General features: G+C 50.9%; 21 protein-coding genes. 14 read left to right on the top strand and 7 right to left on the bottom strand.

Annotation, left to right across the window (positions count from 1 at the left end; all coding sequences use genetic code 11):
- The first annotated feature begins 132 nt into the window (after window positions 1-132).
- Window positions 133-561 carry a MarR family winged helix-turn-helix transcriptional regulator gene (locus FN808_RS00270; protein WP_142712545.1) on the top strand — a complete coding sequence of 143 codons (429 nt, stop codon included), beginning with the start codon at window positions 133-135 and terminating at the stop codon, window positions 559-561.
- Between the two features lie 91 nt (window positions 562-652).
- On the opposite strand, the gene FN808_RS00265 is transcribed toward FN808_RS00270, so the two are convergent.
- The 3 genes from FN808_RS00265 to FN808_RS00255 form a co-directional block, all read right to left on the bottom strand.
- On the bottom strand, window positions 653-2,023 hold the full coding sequence (locus tag FN808_RS00265; protein ID WP_142712544.1) for an amidohydrolase family protein: 1,371 nt from the start codon (window positions 2,021-2,023) through the stop codon (window positions 653-655).
- A 157-nt stretch (window positions 2,024-2,180) separates the two neighbouring features.
- Complete coding sequence (locus tag FN808_RS00260; protein ID WP_142712543.1) at window positions 2,181-3,104, bottom strand: VOC family protein; 924 nt, start codon at window positions 3,102-3,104, stop codon at window positions 2,181-2,183.
- A gap of 155 nt (window positions 3,105-3,259) precedes the next feature.
- Entirely contained in the window at window positions 3,260-3,982 is a 723-nt protein-coding gene (locus FN808_RS00255; protein ID WP_142712542.1) for an SDR family NAD(P)-dependent oxidoreductase, read from the bottom strand.
- A 207-nt stretch (window positions 3,983-4,189) separates the two neighbouring features.
- On the opposite strand from FN808_RS00255, the gene FN808_RS00250 reads away from it, so the two are divergent.
- The 13 genes from FN808_RS00250 (at window position 4,190) to FN808_RS00195 (ending at window position 18,434) form a co-directional block, all read left to right on the top strand.
- Window positions 4,190-4,513 carry a ribonuclease E inhibitor RraB gene (locus FN808_RS00250; RefSeq protein ID WP_185958168.1) on the top strand — a complete coding sequence of 108 codons (324 nt, stop codon included), beginning with the start codon at window positions 4,190-4,192 and terminating at the stop codon, window positions 4,511-4,513.
- A gap of 84 nt (window positions 4,514-4,597) precedes the next feature.
- On the top strand, window positions 4,598-5,836 hold the full coding sequence (locus FN808_RS00245; protein WP_142712540.1) for a M48 family metallopeptidase: 1,239 nt from the start codon (window positions 4,598-4,600) through the stop codon (window positions 5,834-5,836).
- 397 nt (window positions 5,837-6,233) lie between these two features.
- Window positions 6,234-6,362 carry a hypothetical protein gene (locus FN808_RS19310; RefSeq protein WP_281280744.1) on the top strand — a complete coding sequence of 43 codons (129 nt, stop codon included), beginning with the start codon at window positions 6,234-6,236 and terminating at the stop codon, window positions 6,360-6,362.
- 65 nt (window positions 6,363-6,427) lie between these two features.
- Complete coding sequence (locus tag FN808_RS00240) at window positions 6,428-7,549, top strand: trans-sulfuration enzyme family protein (RefSeq protein ID WP_142712539.1); 1,122 nt, start codon at window positions 6,428-6,430, stop codon at window positions 7,547-7,549.
- Window positions 7,550-7,637: 88 nt separating this feature from the next.
- Window positions 7,638-8,126, top strand: coding sequence for a DUF411 domain-containing protein (locus FN808_RS00235; protein WP_142712538.1), 489 nt, complete (start codon window positions 7,638-7,640; stop codon window positions 8,124-8,126).
- Between the two features lie 24 nt (window positions 8,127-8,150).
- On the top strand, window positions 8,151-8,732 hold the full coding sequence (locus FN808_RS00230) for a TlpA disulfide reductase family protein (RefSeq protein ID WP_142712537.1): 582 nt from the start codon (window positions 8,151-8,153) through the stop codon (window positions 8,730-8,732).
- A 167-nt stretch (window positions 8,733-8,899) separates the two neighbouring features.
- Window positions 8,900-10,666 carry a 2-oxoglutarate dehydrogenase, E2 component, dihydrolipoamide succinyltransferase gene (gene sucB / locus FN808_RS00225; RefSeq protein WP_142712536.1) on the top strand — a complete coding sequence of 589 codons (1,767 nt, stop codon included), beginning with the start codon at window positions 8,900-8,902 and terminating at the stop codon, window positions 10,664-10,666.
- Between the two features lie 120 nt (window positions 10,667-10,786).
- Window positions 10,787-11,635, top strand: coding sequence for a pantoate--beta-alanine ligase (gene panC / locus FN808_RS00220; protein ID WP_142712535.1), 849 nt, complete (start codon window positions 10,787-10,789; stop codon window positions 11,633-11,635).
- An 8-nt stretch (window positions 11,636-11,643) separates the two neighbouring features.
- The gene (panD, locus tag FN808_RS00215) at window positions 11,644-12,069 is read left to right on the top strand and encodes an aspartate 1-decarboxylase (RefSeq protein ID WP_142712534.1); all 426 of its coding nucleotides are present in this window, start codon (window positions 11,644-11,646) and stop codon (window positions 12,067-12,069) included.
- Window positions 12,070-12,562: 493 nt separating this feature from the next.
- Window positions 12,563-13,966, top strand: a complete 1,404-nt coding sequence (locus tag FN808_RS00210) for an efflux RND transporter periplasmic adaptor subunit (RefSeq protein WP_142712533.1) — start codon at window positions 12,563-12,565, stop codon at window positions 13,964-13,966.
- 60 nt (window positions 13,967-14,026) lie between these two features.
- Entirely contained in the window at window positions 14,027-15,376 is a 1,350-nt protein-coding gene (locus FN808_RS00205) for an ABC transporter permease (protein WP_142712532.1), read from the top strand.
- Complete coding sequence (locus tag FN808_RS00200; RefSeq protein ID WP_142712531.1) at window positions 15,369-16,865, top strand: TolC family protein; 1,497 nt, start codon at window positions 15,369-15,371, stop codon at window positions 16,863-16,865. Before FN808_RS00205 ends, FN808_RS00200 begins: the two co-directional genes overlap by 8 nt.
- A gap of 174 nt (window positions 16,866-17,039) precedes the next feature.
- A complete protein-coding gene (locus tag FN808_RS00195; protein ID WP_142712530.1) occupies window positions 17,040-18,434 on the top strand; it encodes a Gfo/Idh/MocA family protein in 1,395 nt (464 codons plus the stop codon).
- A 101-nt stretch (window positions 18,435-18,535) separates the two neighbouring features.
- On the opposite strand, the gene FN808_RS00190 is transcribed toward FN808_RS00195, so the two are convergent.
- From FN808_RS00190 to FN808_RS00175, 4 genes are all read right to left on the bottom strand, one after another.
- Complete coding sequence (locus tag FN808_RS00190) at window positions 18,536-19,906, bottom strand: dipeptidase (protein WP_142712529.1); 1,371 nt, start codon at window positions 19,904-19,906, stop codon at window positions 18,536-18,538.
- Between the two features lie 90 nt (window positions 19,907-19,996).
- Window positions 19,997-20,776, bottom strand: a complete 780-nt coding sequence (locus FN808_RS00185; RefSeq protein WP_142712528.1) for a tetratricopeptide repeat protein — start codon at window positions 20,774-20,776, stop codon at window positions 19,997-19,999.
- A 2-nt stretch (window positions 20,777-20,778) separates the two neighbouring features.
- Window positions 20,779-22,563, bottom strand: a complete 1,785-nt coding sequence (locus tag FN808_RS00180) for a BatD family protein (RefSeq protein ID WP_142712527.1) — start codon at window positions 22,561-22,563, stop codon at window positions 20,779-20,781.
- On the bottom strand, window positions 22,547-23,308 hold the full coding sequence (locus FN808_RS00175; RefSeq protein ID WP_142712526.1) for a tetratricopeptide repeat protein: 762 nt from the start codon (window positions 23,306-23,308) through the stop codon (window positions 22,547-22,549). The genes FN808_RS00180 and FN808_RS00175 overlap by 17 nt, the downstream gene beginning before the upstream one ends.
- Window positions 23,309-23,346 lie beyond the last annotated feature (38 nt).

The raw sequence follows: 23,346 nt of genomic DNA, 5'->3' as shown, positions 1-23,346 counted from the left end.
CAAGGCTTATCGCAGCTGTTCTGGAGATGAGGTGCCGGAGTCGTTTGTTGGTCCTCCAGTTCGGCGAATGCATTTGCTCATTGCGGTTATTTCAGTATATTTTATTTGCATGCTCAAACAAAATATACTGCTATGCCCGATATCCATGATGAAATGTTGTCCGGAAATCTGATTTTCCTGACCTCGGCGCTGTCTCGGCAGTTGAGCCGGGAGGCGGATGAGGCATTTGCTGCAGTGGGTCTTTCTACTTCCCATGCCTTGCTTTTGATGCTTGCCCAACGCAATCCGGGTATACAGCCTGGTTCTTTGGCCGAAGCCTTGTCCCTGAAGCCTTCCACCATCACCCGCCTGGTGCAGAAGATAGAGCGCAGGGGATTGGTATGGCGCAAATCGAAGGGGCGGGCAACGGCTGTTATATGTACAGAGGAGGGGGAAAAACTGGCCGAACAGCTGGAAGAAACCTGGGAGCGCGTGCTCAACCAGATAAAGGAGCAGCTTGGTGAGCGCTATGTGGAGGTGTTATCGGAAATGATTGAAAAAGCGATGGAAGAGCTGGTTTAGGGAGCAGTAAGCCGTCAGTGACATCAACCTGCGAGGATGTTTGGCCATGGGCATCTTCATGAAGAGGCTGAATGATCAGGCTCCTGCCTGCTCAGTTGTACTGCTCTGCTATCGTATTCAGCCGCTTTTCTATTTCACGATTAGACAGCCAGTTGCCACGATACATTACCCCTGCGATGCTGGAGGAATTGGAAATATCGTCCAGTGGATTTGCCTCCAGTAAAACCATATCCGCTATTTTTCCCTCTTCTATGGTGCCGCTGTTTTCAAGATCGTTCAGATACTGCGCTGCATTGTAGGTGCCTGTTTCCAATGTTTCGTATGGCGAAAGCCCGGCCTGCACAATATACCGCAGCTCGTGGTGGACCGAGAAGCCGGGCACATTGAAGATCTGCGGGGCATCGGATCCCAGCAGAAGTCCGGCATCGGCCTCATGCAGAGCCTTTATGATGTCCCGGCGAAGCTGAAGGTAGTCTTTTGCCAGTGTTTCGCTGTAGCTCTCGTTTTCGGTGATTGATTGCTTGCTTTCAATCCATTGCTGCACGGTTTCCCGGGGCATGTACTGAAATTCTGGGCGCTGAGCCAGCTCTTCAGGCGTTTCTGGCCCCAGAACATGTTCCAGCAGAGCCTGGGTGGGCACATTCCAGGTTCCCGCATCCGTTGTGAGTCGGGCAACTTCGGCAATCTTGTTACGCTCGGCTTGCGGCGTCAGATGCATGCCAAAATAAATAACGCCCGGGCTCTCCGCTGACACGGTATCGGTGACAAGGGCCTCAACATATTTGTCCAGGTGGTCGATGGTCGTCTGCCCGGCTTCCAGTGCACGGACCAGTCCGACGGAGGAGGGGATATGTCCTGAAAATTCGATTCCAACCTTGTTTGCCTCCTCGGCAATGGCATTATACTCCTTCAGCGTGAGGCCCGGGAATATTTTGAGAAAATCGTAGCCAGCCTCCTTTTGGTCGCGGACCTGCTGCCTGGCCTGGTCGGGATTATCAAAACTGTTCCCGCCGAAGCCCGGCCCTGAAGTGTAGATGCGCGGACTGAGCAATTCATTCCGGTTTGCCTGCCGGCGAAGGTCAAGATGCAGGGGATCTCCCAGCATTCCCCGAATGGTTGTAATGCCATTGGCCAAATACAGAAACAGCACATGGTCAATATACTCCCTGCTGCGGTCACCGGATGGTATATGGGCATGCATTTCGGAGAGTCCGGGGATTAGATATTTACCGCTTCCGTCGATAACAGTGGCCTCCTGGCCCGGTGCAAATTGTCCGGCACCCGTAATCCGGGCAATGCGATCCCCCTTGACAAATACGTCCTGGTTTTTCTGGATTTCTTCCCCGCCGGCCATGCTGATAACCTGCACATTCTGTATAATTTTGTCAGCATCGATGGTTTCCTGCGAAGCACAGCCCATCATCACTGCCACCAAGCACAGTAGTATGAATTTCCGTCTCATCGTCACCCTAATTTTATTATCCCTGTTTATTTATTCAATGATTGCAAATTTTCAGCTAAAAAGCCATTGGTGTTTTCGGGGCATTGTGTCGGTCATAAATTGCAATCCGCCTGGATCCCGGGGAAAGACGGTAGTTCCGGTGGTTGTTCGGCCCTTTTCAGCTCAACGGCGGAAGTTCGGCTTCAATACGGTGTCGCTGATTTTCCAGCCAGTTCGGGAGCTGCAGGCTGCTGCCGAGCGATTCGAGCTCCTCATCCCGGGTGAAACCCGGTGGGTCAGTAGCAATTTCAAAAAGAACGCCACCGGGTTCATGAAAGTAGATGGAGGTGAAATAATCCCGGTCCTTTGTCTCTGTAACATAATATCCTTTGTTCAATAGCTGTTGCCGCATCAGCTGCTGCTGTTCCTGGTTCTCTGCCCGGAAGGCGATATGGTGGACCGTTCCCCGGCCGGGCCGGCCTTTGGGTCCAAACTGGTCGATGATTTCAATAACCGACCCGTAATCGGAATTTGTCTGATAGCAGTAACGGTTATCCAACTGATTTGTCAAGCTGAATCCCAGGTCTTCCTCCAGCAGACGTGCCGTGGCCCGGTAGTCTTTTTCGGCCAGGGTGGCCCCGTGAATGCCACGGATGGCATGTTCAGCCGGAAGGGGGCCGCCGTCCCATCCCCGGCTTTCATCGGTCCCTGGATCGATGACGAGTTCCAGGTGCAGACCATCTGGATCCTGAAGCCCTATGATCTTCTTGCCAAATCGTTCAAATGGAGGTTCTGTTTCAATGGACTGATCCTGGAGGTGGTTGAGCCAAAATGCTTCCGAGCCGGTTGGAATAGAAAAAGAGACAGCCACTACCTGTCCGCGGTCCGGCTTACCGCTCTGGAGGTCTTCCCAGGGGAAAAAAGTAAGAATTGTGCCTGGCTGGCCCGACTCATCGCCATAATACAAGTGGTACACGGTGGGGTCGTCAAAATTCACGGTTTTTTTGACGAGTCGAAGTCCGAGTATATCACGGTAAAACCGATGGTTTCGCCGCGGATTTCCGGCGACGGCCGTTATGTGATGAATTCCTGTTGATGCCATGCTAACGGTATGTGCATTTTGTGGTTAACGACGAATGTAATTATGCATAAAAGTGGGTATCGCAATAGGTATTGGCTATTGCTTTCAGTAGTAAATATGGCAGTGCCGCTGCAGGCCGGTCCGCACGGGCCTTGCACTTTAGAAGCAGTGCAAGGCTAACTCTTTCCGTATACAGGGATAACGCCCCCGCGGGTTACCTCATTGTGGGGGGAGACCAGGAAAGCGATCTGTTTGGCCAACTGGCCTGGTTTGGGCCAGCGCTCGTAATCGGCATCCGGCATAGTCTCCCTGTTTTGAGGGGTGTCAATAATGGACGGGGCAAGAGCATTGACCAGGATGCCTTCGTCCACTACCTCGGCACCCAGTGACGCTGTGAGTGCGGCCACACCGGCCTTGGATACGGTGTAGGCGGTCATCCCTTTTCCCTGGCGGGGCTCTATGGCGGGGCGTGAAGCAATATTAACAATACGCCCGCCCTCGCCTGTCTCGCGCATCCAGTGAACTGCCGCCCGGCAGGAGTTATAGCAGGTCACGGTGTTGAGTTGAAGCTGTTTGCTGAAGTCTGAAAGGGGAGTATCTTCAATGCTTCCCATCCCAAAGCCGCCGGCGATGTGGATGGAGGCCCAAAGCGCCCCTTGTTTTTCTATGGCTTCCCGGTAAAAGGATTGCGCCTGTTCTTCATTCGTCAAATCAATGCCCGTCTTTGTAAAAACGTCCGGCTTGTCGGCATGGACAAAATCACGGCGTTCAGCTTCATTGAAACAGGGGATGCTGCAGGATGCGCCCGCTTCGAGAAGAAGTGCGACCACAGCGGTTCCGAGGGATCCCGCTCCTCCCGTGATAACAATGTGCAAATCAGTAAAATCCAAGGTATCCATTTTTATAATTGATCTTTATAGTATCTGATTAGAAATTAACCGATTTCATGCAACCTCCGGTCTGGGACTTCGGGGAAAAGCCGGAATCACTGCCAGACAAAAGGTAAGTAAGTTTAAGGATCAATGATACTTTCCGTACCTTTGGGGGGCAAATTATGTGTAACACAGGAATGTTTCATAAAGAATAAAGACAACGAAGCCAGATTCATGTCTCATCCAAATCAGGCGCAACAAGCAGCAGTTGACAAGATTAACCCCGTGGGAGAGCCCATAAAGGAACAGGCGGTTGATTTTTTTCTCTATTTCCCAACCGAATGGGATGCCTGTGTTGCGGCCTCACAGCTGATGAATTTGCATTTTTCGGCCTCGGTCCGATCGGCAGATTCGAGGAATGATCAGTGGTTATGCCAAGCTCGCAAAAAGCTGAGGCCGACAGCCGGGAGGCTCCGGTCCCTGGCTATTTTTCTGGAACGGCTGGCCAGTGGAAACAATGGTATCTTTGATACATGGGGACTGCCTGATCCGGAGTAAGTTTAGGGCCGAAGACAGGTTGGCCGCTACCTAAGAACGCATTAGATCAATTTAACGACACAAGGAACAAATTTCGCACCTTCAATGAATGTATTTGCAGTTATAATTCTGGTGACGCTGGGCATTGATTTTCTGCTGAACCTGGTTGCCGATTTCTACAACCTCCGATCGCTGGACCGCGGGCTTCCCCCGGAGTTCAGTGAGGTCTATGATGAGGAGACCTACGACAAATCTCAGCGCTATACCAAGGTGCGCACCAAGTTTGGTATTCTCACCTCTGCCTTTAATCTGGCTGTTCTGCTGATATTCTGGTTCGCCGGTGGTTTCAACTGGCTGGACCAGCTTGTGCGGGGCTGGGAGCTGGGTGCCATCTGGACCGGCCTTGCCTATATCGGCATTCTGGTCGTCGCAAGGAGTATTCTTTCGCTGCCCTTCAGTCTGTATTCCACTTTTGTGATCGAAGAGCGGTTTGGCTTCAACAAGACGACCCCCAAAACATTTGTGATGGATCTGCTGAAGGGACTTGCACTCGCCATCGTACTGGGGGGACCGCTGCTGGCCGGCATCCTGGGCTTTTTTACCTTTGTTGAGCACTTTGCCTGGCTTTATGCCTGGGCGGCCGTCACTGTTTTTACGCTTGTCATCCAGTTTGTCGCTCCCCGCTGGATCATGCCCATCTTCAACAAATTTGAACCCCTTGGTGAGGGCGACCTGCGCCGGAAAATACGGGATTACGCCGACAGCGTGAATTTTGCACTGGAGGGCATCTATGTCATAGACGGTTCACGGCGAAGCAGCAAATCCAATGCCTTTTTTACCGGTTTTGGAAAGCACAAGCGCATTGCACTCTACGATACACTTGTAGAAAATCACACGGATGAAGAACTGGTGGCCGTTCTTGCCCATGAAATCGGCCATTACAAGAAGAAGCATATTATTAAGAATATGGGGATCAGCATTGTTCAGACGGGAATCATGTTCTTATTGCTTTCGGTATTTCTTAATTCCCAGGGATTATATGAGGCTTTTTATATGGAACAGTCGTCGGTATATGCCGGGCTTATTTTCTTTGGGATGCTGTATGCCCCCATCGATATGATCGTCTCCATGGTTATGCAGCTCCTCTCCCGCAAATATGAGTTTGAGGCGGATGCCTTTGCTGCTGCGACCTACAGCAAAGAACCTATGATTGGAGCCCTGAAGACCCTTTCAAAAGATAATCTCTCCAACCTTACGCCCCATCCTTTTTATGTATTCCTCAATTATTCACACCCGCCGGTGCTGCAGCGGATCCGGGCGATTCGAGGCCATAAGGCTGGATAACTTGAGGGGCGGGGCTCCCGGGTTTTTTCATGCCCGGCTGTTTTCCCTGATATCGGAAACCGGCTGCTCCGCCGCGGATGTATGTTATAACCTAATGGGGTTAAGCATCTTCAACTATATAGTTTATGCTGTTTAACCTATATATGTGATGGTGTCTAACCTATCTATGTTATAGTGTCCAACCTATATAGGTCAGGAACCTCAATACCTTGTGTTATGTTATTTCCCTCCATAGGTATCGAGGACATTGACGCCAGCGGGCATTTGTTTTGTCTCAGCTTTTGCCTTTTCACTTCACGCTGCAACTTCAAGACGTAATCGATGCGTTTCTCTCCCGATCGTTTTCGGGACAAGCTTTGGAGAAGGAGGACAGGAGAATTGAATTTAAGGTGTAGTCGTGAATCGTGCAGCTGGTTTCGCTGGGGCTGAGCTGCTGCGGGGTTTTGAACCTCGTGAGATAGATGCCGGCCTCCTTGACGGCGGATTTGTGATCCGCATAACAAAAGCAGGGGGGCTGCCTAATTAATTTCATTATAAATCTATATATTTGCAGCAGATTCCACGTACTTTAATCCCCAAATAGCGCATAACATGAGAAAAGAGACCGAAGCCATCCACGCTGCAATGGAAACCGCCAATGATTCCGTTGATATTGTACCTCCCGTACATCGGTCGACGGTCTATGAGATAGACAGCGAAGGGCGTGCCGAGGGCGACTGGCATTATACACGTCTCGAAAACCCCAACAGGGTGCAGTGGGAACATGTTCTTAAGGTGATGGAGGAAGGCGAAGCCGCCGCCGCCTTTTCGTCGGGGGTGGCTGCAGCGGCAGGCGTGCTGCAGGCCCTGTCGCCGGGCGATCATATTATTATTCCCAGGGACGTCTATGCGGGAAACCGGATGCTGGTGAACAAGCTCATGAAGCCATGGGGGCTGCAGGCCGATTTTATTGATATGACGGATCTCACAACAATTGAAGAGCATATCCGGGCGGACACCCGCCTTATCTGGATCGAGACGCCATCCAATCCCATGATGAACATCATGGATATCACGTCCATCAGTGAGCTGGCTCATGCCAACGACGCCGTTGCCTGTGTAGACAATACATGGCCCACGCCCTTTAACCAGCTTCCGCTCAATTTGGGAGCCGACCTGGTGGTTCACTCCACAACTAAGTACTTTGGAGGACACAGTGATATCCTCGGGGGAGCAGTGGTAACCCGGGAAAAGGGACCGCTATTTGATAAAATTCGATTCAACCAGCAAATCGGGGGAGCGGTTCCTTCGCCCGATGATTGCTGGATGCTCGCACGCAGTACCCGCACGCTGGCCTACCGGATGCGCGGGCACAATGAAAATGCCGGAAGGCTGGCACGGTACCTGGAAGATCATCCCGGTATTACCGAAGTCTATTATCCGGGGCTGGAGAGTCACGCCGGCCACGAGGTGGCCCGCAAGCAGATGAGCGGCTATGGTGGGATGATCTCCTTTTTGGTCGATGGCGGCCGGAAAGAAGCCATCAAAATCATCGGCCGGTCAAAGTTGATAAGCCGCGCTACCAGCCTGGGAGGCGTTGAGAGCACCTGGGAGCATCGCCGAAGCAGCGAAGGCCCGGACTCGGAGACTCCAGAGAACCTGATCCGCATCAGCGTGGGGCTGGAACATCCGGATGATTTGCTGGAGGACCTTGATCAGGCCCTGGAAGCTTAAACAGTAACAAAGACTGTTTTTGGGTTCTAATCGATCAGAAGAATTCTTATCTTTTGATGAATCAGTACCTCAGATCAATTTATCTTTTATGAAACCTACCCGCTTTTTTGCATACGCTGGCCTCGTTATCGTGGCTGCCGGCGCTGCCATCTGGTATATCATTAACAACTATTACGAACGACAGGCCCAGGCCCAGACCACGGCTGAAAACCAGGTTGTGATGTATAAGAATCCGGGCTGCCAGTGCTGCACCGAATGGGCGCAGCATATGGAACAGGCTGGATTTGCCGTAACCGAGCGTCCCACCGGGTCACTTCCGGCCGTTAAGGCAGATCACGATGTGCCTTATAATTTAGGTTCCTGTCATACCGCTCTTGTAAATGGCTACGTCGTCGAGGGACACGTACCGGTAAAAGAAGTGAAGAAATTAATCAGGGAGCGTCCCGATGCCGTTGGACTGGCGGTGCCTGGCATGCCAATTGGATCGCCGGGCATGGAGCAGGGCAGTCGCACGGAACCCTACGATGTTATCCTCTTTGATGAGGAAGGGAACCGAAAGACGTATGCCAGTTATTAAACCAAAAATCAGAGGCAAGCATCTATGATCAGTTCCCGAATTCGGACGGCCCTGCTGTTATTGCTCATCATACTTGCAGGATGGGGGTGCTCTTCCAACCAGTCGGGGCAAAACAGCGGCCGGGCAAAAGCTACGGAGCCGGCTCCCCAGCTTGATCCTTATTCCGCTCCCCTGTATCCCGCTCAAAATCAGGCCGAGGCCAAAGATTTCAAGGTGCAGCTTGTCAACGGCGAGTCTTTTGAACTGTCGGCCCAGAAGGGGAAAGTCGTACTGCTGAATATCTGGGCTACATGGTGTGCGCCGTGCCATGAGGAAACCCCCGAATTTGTAGACCTCTACACCCAGTACCGGCAACAGGGGCTTGAAATCCTAGGTGTATCCATTGACAAGCAGGGACCATCGGTGGTAAAACCTTTCATGGAGAAGTATGAAGTAAATTATCCTGTCGTCATTGATGACGGCACCATCATGGATAAATACGGCCCTACGATGGGGATTCCCACAACCTACATTATTGGCAAAGAGGGGCAGCTTCGTTTTTTTGCCGTTGGCGCTGTTACCACAAAAGAGCTCGAACCGCGGATCCAGAAGCTTCTTGAAGAATAGCTGCAGGCCCCTGACTGCCAGCATCGTACGACCCAGTTTAATGAGCGATCTATTTTGATCTAATCGCATTTATTATGATCTTTGAGAGCTGCTAAAATGAACGCAGAAGGCAGTTCTTTTTTATATGATTTTCTATCTGAATTTTTAACGATTTAATCTGACAGACGATGGCCCGAGTTGAAGTAGAAATGCCCCAGATGGGGGAATCCGTGATGGAAGGAACGGTTATTGAGTGGACCAAAAGCGTAGGCGACAGCGTTGAAGAGGATGAAACGCTGCTGGAAATTGCGACCGACAAGGTAGACACGGAAGTTCCCTCGCCGCAGGCCGGGACGCTCGTTGAGATTCTGGCCAAAGAAGATGAAACCATCGAAGTGGGCCAGGTAATTGCAATTATTGAAACGGATTCCGATGCCGTTGATCTGGACTCGGGCGCGGAAGAGGAGGCACAGGCGGAGCCGCAGGAAGAGGCTGCCACAGAATCGGAAGAAGAAGCTGGCGAAGAAGTTGCCCGGGAGACAGCCGGTGATGACGAAGAGGACGGCGAACGCATAGAGGTGCAGATGCCCCAGATGGGGGAATCCGTGATGGAAGGAACGGTTATTGAGTGGACCAAAAGCGTAGGCGACAGCGTTGAAGAGGATGAAACGCTGCTGGAAATTGCGACCGACAAGGTAGATACGGAAGTTCCCTCGCCGCAGGCCGGGACGCTCGTTGAGATTCTGGCCGAAGAAGGAGACACCATTGAAGTGGGACAGACCATCGCTATTATTGCCACCGGCAAGGCCGCTTCGGCAAAGCCGGATTCAAAAGAGGCAGCTTCGGAGAAAGAAACCGAGCCGACATCCGCAGCTGAAGCGTCACAGGAAGGTACCGAAAAAGCGGCCGGTGCTGAGAACGATATGGAGCTTCAGCGCATTGGCAGTGACGGACGCTTTTACTCTCCCCTGGTCCGATCGATCGCCAAGGAGGAAGGCATTTCGCAGCAGGAACTGGAAAGCATTGAAGGTTCAGGCCAGGGCGGACGCGTTTCCAAGGAGGATATTATGAGCTATCTCGAGGATCGCCAGGCTGGTGAAGCTGAACAGCCTGCCCCCGAGAAAGAAAAAGAAGAAGTCAGCCAGCCAGCCGGCCAGCCGCCGGCGGCTTCTGTGGAAGGTGCCCGCCGCTCTATATCTGCGGGAGAGCTTGACATACAGCGGCCTTCTGAAAATGTGGAGACGATCAAGATGGATCGCATGCGCAAGACCATTGCCCAGCATATGATCCGTTCGAAACAGACCTCCGCCCATGTAACAACGTTTTCGGAAGTGGATGTGACGAACCTGGTACGCTGGCGTGAGGCAAATAAGGCAGAGTTCAAGGAAAGAGCCGGCGTCAAGCTGACGTTTACCCCGCTCTTTATTGAGAAGATGATCCAGGCAATCCGGGAGTTTCCGTTGATCAACAGCTCTGTGGATACTGAGAATGACCAGATTCTGCTCAAGAAGGATATAAACTTCGGCCTGGCTGTAGCACTGGGTGAGGGCGGCAAGGGCGGCCTGATTGTACCGGTCATCAAACATGCCCAGGAAAAGAATCTGGTTGGCCTGGCCAACGCCGTCCACGACCTGGCGGTTAAGGCCCGCAGCAAGAATTTGAGCCCGGACGACCTGGTAGGCGGCACGATTACACTGACAAATTATGGAAGTGTCGGCAACCTCATGGGAACGCCCATAATCAACCAGCCGCAGGTAGCTATAATCGGAACGGGAACCATTGAAAAACGTCCTGTTGTGCGGGAGACAGAAGAAGGTGATGTTATCGCCATCCGTCACATGATGTATCTATCCATGAGTTATGATCATCGCATTATTGACGGGGCACATGGCGGGGCCTTCCTGAACCGCGTAAAACAGCTGCTCGAGGAATTCGATACCAACCGGGCTGTTTGACAGCTGGTTGAGATCGGCACTCCGTACCGGGAAATAGGAAACAGCTCCTCCTGAGCTCACTTCAGGCGGACATGAAATGAAAAGGCGGCATCACGGCATGTCGCTTTTTTTCTGAGTTTTATGGAAGCAATACGCAATATCGGAGACATTCGTCGCACGGTAACCAGGCTTAAAAAGCAGGGCCGGACGGTCGGCTTTGTGCCAACCATGGGAGCCCTCCATGAGGGCCATTTGTCGCTTTTTCGGCTGGCCCGGGAGCAGGCGGATGAAGTGGTTGTATCTATATATGTCAACCCCCGGCAGTTTGGGCCGGATGAAGATTTTGAGGACTATCCGCGGCAGCTTGAGGAAGATCTTGCGCTCTGTGAACAGGAAGGGATTACCGCTGTTTTTGCGCCCACTGATGAGATTATGTATCCCGACCGGCAGTTTTTGCGCATCGAGGTGGATGAACTGAATGAGCATATGGATGGCGGTTCTCGTCCCGGCTTTTTTGAGGGCATCCTGCTGGTGGTGAATAAGTTGTTCAACATTGTCAGGCCCGACCTTGCGGTATTCGGTCAGAAGGATATCCAGCAGTTTCGGATACTCCAGCAGATGGTCAAAGAGTTTAATCATGAGGTAGAGCTGGTAATGGGACCCATCAAGAGGGCGAATGACGGGTTGGCACTAAGCAGCCGCAATGCGTATTTAAGTCGTGACGAGCGCAAGACCGCCCCCGGTTTATACCGGGCCCTCCAGTATGTCAGGCAGCAGATACTGGGCGGTGTCAGGAAGACGAGCTTGCTGCTGGATCACCAGAAAACGGAATTGGAAGCAAAAGGCTTTGAAATTGATTATCTTCAGGTGTTTTCCTTTGAAGAGATAGCACCGGTAAAGGAAATTAAACCTGCCAGCAAATATATTCTGGCCGGGGCCGTTTATCTGGGAGAAACCCGGTTAATTGACAATATTATTGTTGAAACATAAGTACGTTTATGAAAGTTACGATGTTCAAATCAAAGCTGCACCAAATGAAGGTGACGGAAGCAAACCTTCATTACGAGGGCAGTATTACAATTGATGCCGATTTGCTCGAGGAAGCGGGTATTCTTCCTTATGAAAAGGTGCAGGTGGTAAACATTACCAACGGAGCCCGGCTCGAAACCTATACTATTCCGGGTGAAGCCGGTTCACGGGTCTGCTGTCTTAACGGAGCTGCCGCTCGTAAAACAGAAGTTGGAGATCGTATTATTGTTATTGCCTATGCGGATATGACACCGGAGGAGGCCAAAACGTTTAAGCCAAAAGTGGTGATTGTGGATGAAAATAACGATCCCAAAACCATTATCGACGAAACGGAATATGCCACCAAATATGATTTGAAGTCGGGAATGGTTGACAATACGGTGATGGATGAATGAGAGTCACTGCTCATAGTCGCCAGTCATGTCAAGGCCGGCAGCATAGTGCCAGAGAGGTGCGCCTGGCCAGACGGCATGTACCACAGGTCATGATTTGTCGCATGACTGCCAGTCTAGATGTCAGGTGCTGCAATCAGGAGATCTCATCTGTGACATGAAGGTTGCCATGGCCTGCCTGTTTCCCGCAGTATTTCCTGACTATTGTTTCCGGTATCAGAGGTATGAACGCTGGCAGGAGATTCCTCCCATTGGTCCGTTTTTTTAATTATTCCTTTGGTGCCCAGAGAAATGTAAAACTTTTCAAAAGCATGCCCGTATAGCATAATTGGGTTTTGTTTGCAGTATAACATTGTTATCGTTAGTATAAATACTAATAAGATAATAAGTAGGCGCGGGGAAAGTTCAGAATGGATTCCTTACTATTACGGATGTTCGTGCGGCGTATCCTTTTTTATTATGCGCCTGCTGTTCTTCAACATCAATAACGCCAGCTATGAGTTTATTAAAAAATAAAAAGTATCTTATCGGGGGAGGGGGTATTGTATTGCTCTTTGTCCTGTGGTTTATGCTGGGCAGTGAGTCAACAGAGGCCCCGGCTATTTATACCACGCCGGAGCAGGGGGTATTCGAGGTCAATGTAACGACCACCGGCGAATTACAGGCAAAAAATTCCACCAGCATCCGGGGCCCTGAAGGGATCCGTGAATTCCGGATCTGGAATGTACCCATTCAACGGTTGATTCCCGAAGGGACGGTAGTGGAAAAGGGAGATTTTGTGGCTGAACTTGATCGGTCTGAAATTTCAAGTAACCTGCAGGATGCCCAGCTGGAGCTGGAGGAAGTGGAATCCCAGTTCGAGAGTGCGCAGCTCGATAGCATGCTCAATCTTTCACAGGCCCGTGATAACTTAATTAACCTCGAATACGCCGTCGAGGAGGCAGAAATTGCGGTGGAGCAGTCGAAATACGAGTCGCCTGCGGTGCAGCGCCAGGTTCAGATCGACTATGAGCGGGCACAGCGCGAGCTGAAGCAGGCCCGCAAAAATTACAAGACCCAGGTAAGGCAGGCGGAGGTTAACCTGCGTGAGATCCAGACTGATTTGATGAAGGAGCGCCGGGAAGTGCAGCGGATCCAGGAAGTGATGGAAAAATTTACGATTTATGCTCCTGAAAATGGCATGGTTATTTACAAGCGGAACAGGGATGGATCGAAAGTTACGGAGGGAAGTTCCATCAGCGCATGGGATCCGGTAGTTGCCGAACTGCCGGATTTTAGTGTAATGAATTCGGTAACATACGTCAATGAGGTAGACATTCAGAATATACGATCCGGCCAGACGGTTGATGTGGGCTTGGATGCCATGCCGGAAAAGGAGCTGACAGGCCGGGTTACCAGCGTGGCAAATATTGGGGAACAGCGCCCCAACTCTGATTCAAAAGTATTTCAGGTGATTGTGGAAGTCAACGAATCGGATACTACCCTGCGTCCGGCAATGACCACCAGTAATACGATTAACGTGAATAAGCTAAAAAATGTTCTGCATGTACCTCTTGAGACCATCCATACGGTCGACTCGCTGAACTTTGTGTTTAAAAGGGAGGGCCTCAATGTCAGCATGCAGGAAGTTATCCTGGGTTTGATGAACGACAATGATGTAGTTATAAAGGAAGGAGTGTCGCCCAGCGATCAGCTGTATCTGTCAACTCCTTCCGATACAGCCGGGATTGCCAAACACTATCTGCCGGAGGAAGTAAAACAGCAATACCGGGAAGATACGCTTCAGACTGACCCCATGGACGGCCCGGCTGTTCCGGAAGCGGAGGAAAAACAGCCTATCGGGGAGGATCGAGAGCAGCCCGGCATGGAGGGAGTTGCAACCGAGAACACCGATTCTTAGCAGGTGCCGGATCAAACAGGGAACGGGCAGTCATCGCAATCAAGATCAGGATGGAATAACGTGCTACAAATCATTTTATATAATTTTGATATCGCACTGGATGCGATCCGGCAGAATGCCATGCGTTCGCTGCTTACTTCACTGGGTATTATCTTCGGTGTCGCCTCGGTTATTGCCATGCTGGCCATTGGACGGGGGGCTCAGGAGGAGGTCCTGAGCCAGATGAAGCTTCTGGGAACCAATAATGTGATCATTGAACCGGTTGTTCAGCAGGTAGAGGGGGAGGTGGCGAATGCTTCTGCCCTGGCCAGGGAGCAGCAAAAATTTTCGCCCGGCCTTACGCTGGCAGATATGCAGAGTATCAAGGAACAGATTCCCCAGGTCCAGGATGTGAGTCCGGAAATCATTTACGAAACGTCGTTTATCCGCAGTGGCCGTCTGCGTTCCGGAAAGCTCGTTGGGGTCAACGAGCACTACTTCAGGATCAATAACTTTGAGATTTCGGAAGGTCGAATATTTTCAAGCATGCAGTTGAAAAATGCCGATCGCATCTGTGTAATCGGTTCCGGTGTAAAAACGCGATTTTTTGCAGGCGAGGATCCCGTTGGCCAGAGAATCAAGGCGGGAAATACCTGGCTGACGGTGGTAGGGGTACTCAAGGAGCGGGAGATGAGCACGGAAAATATTCAGAATCTGGGCATCCGGAATTATAACCTGGATATCTATGTGCCGGTTACAACAGCGCTGCTTCGATATAAAAACCGTGCCATGGTCACCGGACAGGAGATTCAGCAGGCCGCTGCAGAACGCAACCAGAATGATGACAATGAAGAGGTCACTTCTGAAAGTGCCAACAATTACCATCAGATTGATAAGATGATTGTACAGGTCAGCGATACAAAGTACAGCGTCCCTATCGCTGAGGTTTTGCGAAAAATGCTGCAGCGCCGGCATAATGCCGTTATTGATTTTGAGGTCATCGTACCTGAACTGTTGTTGCAGCAGGAAAGACGAACCCAGGAAATTTTTAATATTGTCCTCTCCTCCATCGCTTCCATTTCGCTGATTGTTGGCGGCATCGGTATTATGAATATTATGTTGGCTTCTGTTGTAGAGCGGTACCGCGAGATAGGAGTACGCCGTGCGGTAGGGGCCCACAAGCGTGATATTCAGCTGCAATTTCTGACGGAAGCGCTGGCTATCAGTATATCGGGGGGCGTGGCAGGCATTATATTGGGCATTGCATTGAGTTATATCATTGAATTGACAGCAGGGGTGGTCACCATAGTAACCCTTAGCTCTATTTTTATTTCATTCGGCGTAGCGATGGATATAGGAGTTATCTTTGGCTTCTTCCCGGCCAAGCGAGCCGCAGAACAAGATCCCGTACATGCATTACGACATGAATAGATATTCAAGCCGACTTTTTGTTTGTACCCTTGGTTTTCTTTTTTTACTCGGAGTTCGCATCAGCCGGGCCCAGGAGGCCCCGCCTCCGAACAATGTGGGAACGCTCTCGCTGCAAGAGTGCATATCCATTGCCCAGGACCAAAGTGCGGTTGCCAATGCCGCGCGTTATGCCCTGGTGGCCAGCAAATGGCAGTATGAGTCGTTTCAGTCAGATCTGCTGCCCAGTTTGTCGCTGTCGGGGGATGCGCCCGGTTATAACAAGTCTATCTTTTCAAATGTCCTGGATAACGGCCAGGTTACGTTTTCCTCCCGGACCCAGTCGGAGGCGTCGGCCTCACTGGCCGTAAGTCAGAATATTTTGCCCACCGGCGGTCGCCTTTCCCTTTCCTCCGGGGTTACGCGGCTGGGTATTTTCAGCAATGAGAATACCTATTTGTGGCAGAGTACTCCGCTGGTAGTGGGCCTGAACCAACCGCTGTTTCAGTTTAATAATCTGAAATGGCAAAACAGGACGGAGCCGCTTCGTTACGAGATTGCCCAGAAACAGTTTGTGGAAGAGATGGAGGAAATTGCCCAGACCGTTACCCAGCAGTTTTTTGATGTTTATCTGGCGAAGATCAACCTGGAGAATGCACGGTTCAATGTGGCCCGGAACGATTCCATCTATCAGATCTCACAGGGACGCTATAATGTTGGAAGTATTGCAGAGAATGATCTTCTGCAAAGTGAGCTGGCCCTGCGGAATGCGGAATCGTCCCTGACAAGTGCGCAGATAGAATACGAAAGGGCCCTGAACGACTTTAAAATTTTACTGGGATATTCCACGGATGTATCGCTTGAGCTGGAACAGCCGGAAAAGCTGCCCGAGATATCGGTTGACATTTCCAAGGCAAAAGAACTGGCTCTGAATAATAACAGTGAATCTTTATTGTACCGGCTGAATGAAATACAGGCAGACCGTAACCTGGCACAGGCCAGGAGTGAAGCGGGGTTTGCAGCTACACTGAATGCCAATTTTGGCCTGAATCAAACTTCAGAACAATTTAGCGACCTTTATACCGACCCCCAGAACCGACAGTTTGTGACGGTCGGTTTTGAAGTGCCTATCTTTAACTGGGGAAAACAGCGGGCACAGGTTAACGCTGCCCGCAACCAGCAAAGGGAAGTGGCCAACAGCATTCAATTTCAGCGCCGACAGTTTGTCCAGCAGGTGGAATATACCGTCAGTCAATTTCTGCAGTTGCGTGGACAGGCTCTGATCGCCGCCCAGGCAGATACCATTGCGCAGCGACGCTATGACGTAGCACAGAACCGGTACCTGATCGGAAAAATTGATATCACCAACCTTTTTATTGCCCAGGAAGAGAAAGATTCGGCCCGCCGGGCCTATATACGGGCGCTGCGAACGTTCTGGACGGGCTGGTACAATCTGCGTGCGTTGACGCTGTATGATTTTGATAAAAAACAACCTATCACCTATCAGCTTTAGGATGGTACCCTTCTGGGTCGATGCCGGCGCACAGTATCAATTCAGGGGATGAATATGTCTCTAAGCTGTTATCCGGCAAGAGAATTTGTAAAATCCGGGAATGCCGTTTGTTATTCAGTGACATTTTTCTAAATTGGATTCTTAATTTAGAATATGGAATAAAAAAACGGCTTTATGAGTAAGGACAAGAAAAAGAATACTGGGGACACAAACGGAATCTCGCGGAAAAAATTTTTGAGCACTTCGGCAACAGCAGCGGCTGGTTTCTTTGTGGTACCCCGGCATGTATTAGGTGGTTCAGGTTTCACAGCACCCAGTGACAGGCTGAATATCGCCTGCATCGGGGTAGGGGGCATGGGGGCAAGCAATACCCGGTCACTGGCAGAACTTGGTGAAAATATTTATGCCCTCTGTGATGTTGATGAAGAGTATGCAGCAGAAACCCTGTATAGCTATCCCAAAGCAAAGCGCTATGTTGACTTTCGGGAAATGCTGGACAAAGAAGATGAGATTGATGCGGTTATGGTGGCCACGCCTGATAATACACATGCGGCCATTGCCATCTATGCCATGGAACGGGGGAAACATGCCTTTGTGCAGAAACCGCTGACCCGGACCATTTATGAAGCGCGCCGAATGGCCGAAGTTGCTGAAGAAACGGGAGTGGTCACACAGATGGGGAACCAGGGACATGCTTTTGAGAGTACCTATAGGATTGTTGAATATATCCGCCAGGGAGCGATTGGCGAAGTTTCAAAGGTAGATTGCTGGACGAACCGTCCCAAGGGATACTGGCCGCAGGGCGCCGATGTGCATCCTGCCGATGAAATGCCGGTCGTTCCATATACCATGCACTGGGATCTCTGGATCGGACCTTCTCCATATCGCCCTTACCATCCCGACTATGCGCCCTTCGCATGGCGCGGTCGATGGGATTTCGGTTCCGGATCGCTGGGAGACATGGGCGCCCACATCATGGACCAGCCGTACTGGGCGCTGGATCTGGGAATGCCTGAAGAGGTACATGCCAGTTCCACTCCTTTTAATAATGAAGCGTTTCCGCTGGGATCATCCGTCCACTACTCCTTCCCCTCCAATGGAGATCGGGGTCCCGTTGAACTGAATTGGTACGACGGAGGCCTGCTGCCGCCGCGCCCGGAAGAGCTGGAAGACGGAAAGCCCCTGGGAGCCAGTGGAGGCGGTATGATTTTCCATGGAACAGACGGGAAGCTTATGGCCGATGTTTACGGTCGGAATGCACGGTTTATCCCCGAGTCTGATATGAATCGAATCGGTGAGCCTGAAAAAACGATGGAGCGTTCCCCCGGCATCCATGAGGAATGGGTGGCTGCAGCCAAAGGAAACGGAACGACATCCTCAAACTTTGAATATGCCGCAGCATTGACAGAAACAATGCTCATCGGTAACATGGCGATCCGCTTTAGTGATTCTAATATTAAGCTGGAGTGGGATGCCGATAATATGCAGGTCAGCAACCTGCCGGAAGCCAATGAGTGGCTGGATGACCGTAACGATTTTCGTACCGGCTGGCGAGAAATCATCGGTTAATCCATTGATCGTTTTCAGTATTGAATGCCGGGTACGTAAAGTATCCGGCATTTTTTTATACCAACAGGATTTTTTTGATGCTGCAGTGGATGCCTCTGTTATCATGAGTATTCCGGGAGAAACTCAAAGAACTTTGCTGAAGTCCTGATCCCCCGGTAGAAATCCTTGAGTGCGAACTTTTCATTTGGGGAATGGATGGCGTCACTGTTGAGGCCAAAGCCCATCAGGATGGATTGGGCCCCCAGTATTTTTTGAAAGTCAGCGACGATGGGAATGGAGCCTCCTTCACGCGTAAAAAGGGGCTCCTGTTCGTATATGTCGTCAAAAGCTCTTGCTGCTGCTTTCAACCCGTAGAAGGAAAGATCCGTAACGGCCGGGTAGCCTCCGTGATGTTCGGTAACGGTAACAGAAACAGTATCGGGAGCCAGCGACTCAACGCGTTCTCTGAAAAGCCGGGCTATGGTCTTGGGATCCTGGTCGGGTACCAGCCGCATGCTGATCTTGGCGCCGGCCTTAGCGGGGAGCACTGTTTTGGCTCCCTCTCCCTGGTAGCCGCTCCACAGGCCGTTGACATCGAGGGTAGGACGGGCCGAGGCCCGTTCAAGGGTAGAATAGCCCTTTTCACCGTGCAGTGCCCGGAGACCAAGATCGTTTTTGTAGGCTGATTCATCAAACGGGAGCTGCTGGTAGGCCTCGCGGTCTTCTGCACTCAGTTCTCTGACATCATCGTAAAAGCCGGGAATTTGGATAACCCCGTTCTGGTCCTTGAGCTGCGCTATGATTTCGGCCAGCACGTTGGCAGGGTTAGCGACCGCCCCGCCGTAAACGCCCGAGTGCAGGTCCCGGTTGGGACCGACAACCTCAACTTCCATGTAGGCCAGTCCCCGCAGGCCATAGGTAAGGGAGGGGGTGTCTTCGGCAAACATAGCTGTGTCGGAAATAAGAACCATATCGCAGGCCAGCAGTTCTTTGTGGTTCTCGATAAAAGGCACCAGATGGGGCGAGCCGATCTCTTCTTCGCCCTCGTAGATAAATTTAATGTTAACAGGAAAAGACTGGTCTGAAGCCAGATAGGCTTCCAGCGCTTTAATATGGGTAAAGGATTGTCCCTTGTCATCACTGGCTCCCCGGGCATAGATGTTGCCGTCGCGTATGGTCGGTTCAAAGGGCTCGGTTTCCCAAAGCTCCTCCGGGTCCGGGGGCTGTACATCATAGTGTCCGTAGACCAGAACCATCGGTTTGCTCTCGTCTGTTACCAGTTCGCCGTAGACGATGGGATTGCCGTCGGTCTCAAAAATATCGGCACGGTCGATGTCGAGGGATGCCAGTTTTTCATGCAGAAACCGGGCCGCTTCGCGAACATCATTTTTGTGAGTGGAGTCCGTACTTACGCTTGGTATGCGCAGAAGGTCAAAAAGTTCTTCCTTGAACTGTTCTTTGTGTGAGTCTATGTAGTCGGTTACGGTAGCCATGATAGAATAATCTTGGTTTTAAATAGAATGCTGGTCTTGTTTTCCCGGGCTGCATCAAGAGCTGCGCTGCGTTGCAACAGCCTGCGCCTGTCAGAGTACAAGTATTTCTTTGGACGGAATCCAGCCGTAGAGTCCGTTGCTCATGCGGACATAGCTCCATTTCGGTTGTGTCTTGCTTCGCTTGTGGTCAACGGTGAAGGTATAGCCTTCAAAGGCACGGCTTACCAGTGCAGCCTCCTCGAGGGGGCGTTCTGCAACAACAGCTTCCTGTGTGACCATGACAGCTGTACTGTATCGGTTGTTAACATATCGGGTATAAAAAGCGGCAGCTATGATTATGACGGTCAGGCCAAGAACAGAAAAGCTCAAGGGCTTTATCAGCCCGGGCAGTTCCCGAAAAAACCAGGTGGCTATAAAAAGGAGGATCCCGAGATTAAAAAGTATGAGGCCAATGGCCAGCAGCCTTGTTTCACCGATGTTGTCCTGCAGCCATCGGGTGGCCCGATCCCATGGTAACTGGGGCAGTACTGCGGATTGATGGCTGAACTGCGTGTTTACATATTTAAGAGCTTCTTGGGCTTGCTCCCTGGTTTCTGGAAATTTCGCTGATTTCAGGTAATAGTATTTGGCTTTACCCAGCGAATCGATCCGCTGGTAGGCAATGCCAAGATTCAAAAAAAGGGCGCCGGCCAGCTTTTGTTGGTTTTCCAGCTGTTGATACTGGCTGATTGCCTGGTTGATTTGACCCTGGGCGAGCAGATTATTGGCTTCATCGAACACTGCCTGTGGTCCCTGCTGAGCATGCGCCACAGCAGTAGTGAGGATAATAAAGAGTATAAGTGTTAAATGATAAACTCGTGGTCTCTGCACAGTTATAGCACTTTTTTCAATTTTTCCAACGTACTTTCGGCTAAGCCAACGTGTGATTTCAGGTATTCATGCGTCGTCTCGGGGGCATAACTTATGGATGCACATTTATCCAGAAGCATGCGGATGTTTTTAACAAGTTCAGCGTCAATATTTTCATTGTCAAGGGCCTTTATGTATTCCTCGTTCGATAGACCGGCTTCGGGAAGGTTGAGGCGGTCTCCGATGAAACCGGTGATTGCTTTTTGCAGCAGGTTATAGGCCTGTTTGATCTCACCCTCTTCCGAAAGGGCAATGGCCCGGTCAAGTCGTTCCGAAGCGGTCTCAGAGGCTTTGCGGGACCGGGCAAAAGCACGGTCATTGGACATCCGGTTGTAATATGTTTTTTGCCGGTAAGCCAGTACCAGCAGACACAGCGGGACCAGCAGCCCCGCCCAGAACCACCAGTAGGACAGCAGGCTCACCGAGGCCGGCGTGGTCCAGCTTGCAAGTCCGGTAACAGGACGTACGGGCATGGCGTCGTTGCCAGCAGGGGACGCCACCTGGTTTGGACTGGGGGTAACTTTAAATGAAAGGGCCGGCAGGGCCTGTGATACGTAGGATCCTTTATCCGGATCGTAATAGCTCACCTTTTGTTCAGGAATTGTATAATCACCGGGAGAGCGTGCAACAACGACGTCTGTAAAAAGTTTCGTGCCGTTTATACGTTCATTGTTCCTGTTCAGGTTCGAGGTTTCCTTCGGTTCATACACTTCGAGTCCCTCCGGGAGTTCATACTGTGGTTTTGAAATAAGCGGGACGTTGCCTGTACCTCTGATCCGTGTGGTAATCTCAATGGACGCTCCCTCGGATGCTTGCTTTGTACTGATTTCCCGGCTGATCTGAAAACTTCCGACCGCCCCGAAGTAGGAATTGTTTTCGGAGGCTGGGAGCGACTGAACATCCAGGGTGAGGGGGTCGGTCTGTAGTTCCACCTGCCGCTGGTTGCCGGACAGATTTCCAAAAAAACTGCTGAAGGGGTCGTTGCGCGATCGGCCTGCCGAGCGGACCGAGACAATGATTTTGTAGGGGCTTATTTCCAGCGACCCCTCTTTGGTCGGAAAGAGGGCAAACTGAAGCAGTCGGGCACGACGGTAACGAACCCCGTTGATAATTGTTGACGTCGCTTCAGGGCGTTCTGCATTGTTAAGCTCTTCTTTCCAAAACCCTTCCGCTTTCCAGCCCGGGACCGGCTGGTAGGAATTTACCTCGAGTCCGTCCTGGAAATATAATACTACATCTGATATGATCTGCTGGCCGACAACAGGCTGGCTGTCTGACACTTCAAGCTGCAAGAAGATGTCGGGCTGCTGATTGCCGGCAGAGCGGGCGGATTCATTTCGGTCAACAACAGAGACCTGGATGGGTTCGGTGGCATACTGTTCCCCGTCAATAGTTACGGAAACAGCGGGAATCTGGTATTCACCCTTTTGTTGGGCAATCAGTTGGTAGTTGTAGCTATAGGACGTACTGCTTTGACCGTTGATATAGCGGTAGCTCCTTGAGGTGGAGGGAGTATTGCTCAGGAGCCTGAAGCCATCGGGGAACGAAGGAAGAGAGGGGCGGGATACCTCATTGAAGCTCCCGCTAATCTGGATAGAAAGCTGAATGCGTTCCCCGGTATAAATGGTTGTTTCGGATACGGTGGCCTGGACAGAAACATCAGTCTGGGCAAGCGCCTGTGGAGAGAAAATTACAAGCAGCGATAAGACAGAAGTAATTAAGCAGGAGAAATTACCAATCCTTTTCATTCGTATTCTTGCTGGACTTCATTTTTTGTTTTTTGAACTCTTTGAGAAGATCTTTTTCCTTCTGCTCAAGTGCTTTCAGAATTTTTTCAGCATCAGCCTTGCTTATCTTGCTCTGTTGAGGTTGCTGCTGTTGTTGGTTCTGTTGCTCCTGCTGGCCCCGTTGATTTTGATTCTGCGAGTCTTGACTATTCTGTTTCTGTTGCTGCTTCTGATCCTGGTTCTGTTGTTGATTTTGCTGCTTCTGATTCTGCTGGTTTTTATTCTGCTGTTGCTGTTGCTGTTGCTGCTTCTGATTCTGGTTATTCTTATTCTCGTTATTTTTTTTCTGTTGCTGTTCCTTCTTCTTCCGTTGCGCCAATTCGAAGTTGTGTTTGGCATCTTCGTCGTTTGAAAGGTATCGAAGCGACTTTTTGTAGTACTCCACCGCCTGGTCCCATTGCTTAGACTTGGCCAGGATGTTGCCAATATTATAGTCAGCCATAGCACGCCGCTGGGGGTTCTCCGTCATGCTTTTAAACTGTTCAAAGGTTCGAATTGCCGCTTCCTGTTCCCCGGCTTTGGCCTGGGCGCTGGCCAGATTGAAGAACAGTTTGGCATTGTCGGGATCGTCATCAATGGCTTTCCGGAAAAGCGTGATCGCCTTCTTGTAATCGCCGTTCTCGTAGGCTTCATTGGCTTTACGAGCATCTTCGATCGAAGATGCCATTACCAGAAAAGCAAGAAGCGGGATGATTAGGTATCTCATACTAAAGGAGTTTTGACCGTCGGAGGCAGTACCGTCTG

Origin of the sequence: Fodinibius sediminis, assembly GCF_900182555.1 — a bacterium.
In the GTDB taxonomy this organism is placed as follows: Bacteria; Bacteroidota; Rhodothermia; order Balneolales; family Balneolaceae; genus Fodinibius; species Fodinibius sediminis.
Note: the sequence above shows the minus strand (reverse complement) of the source record. Positions and strands in the feature narration are given on the sequence as shown.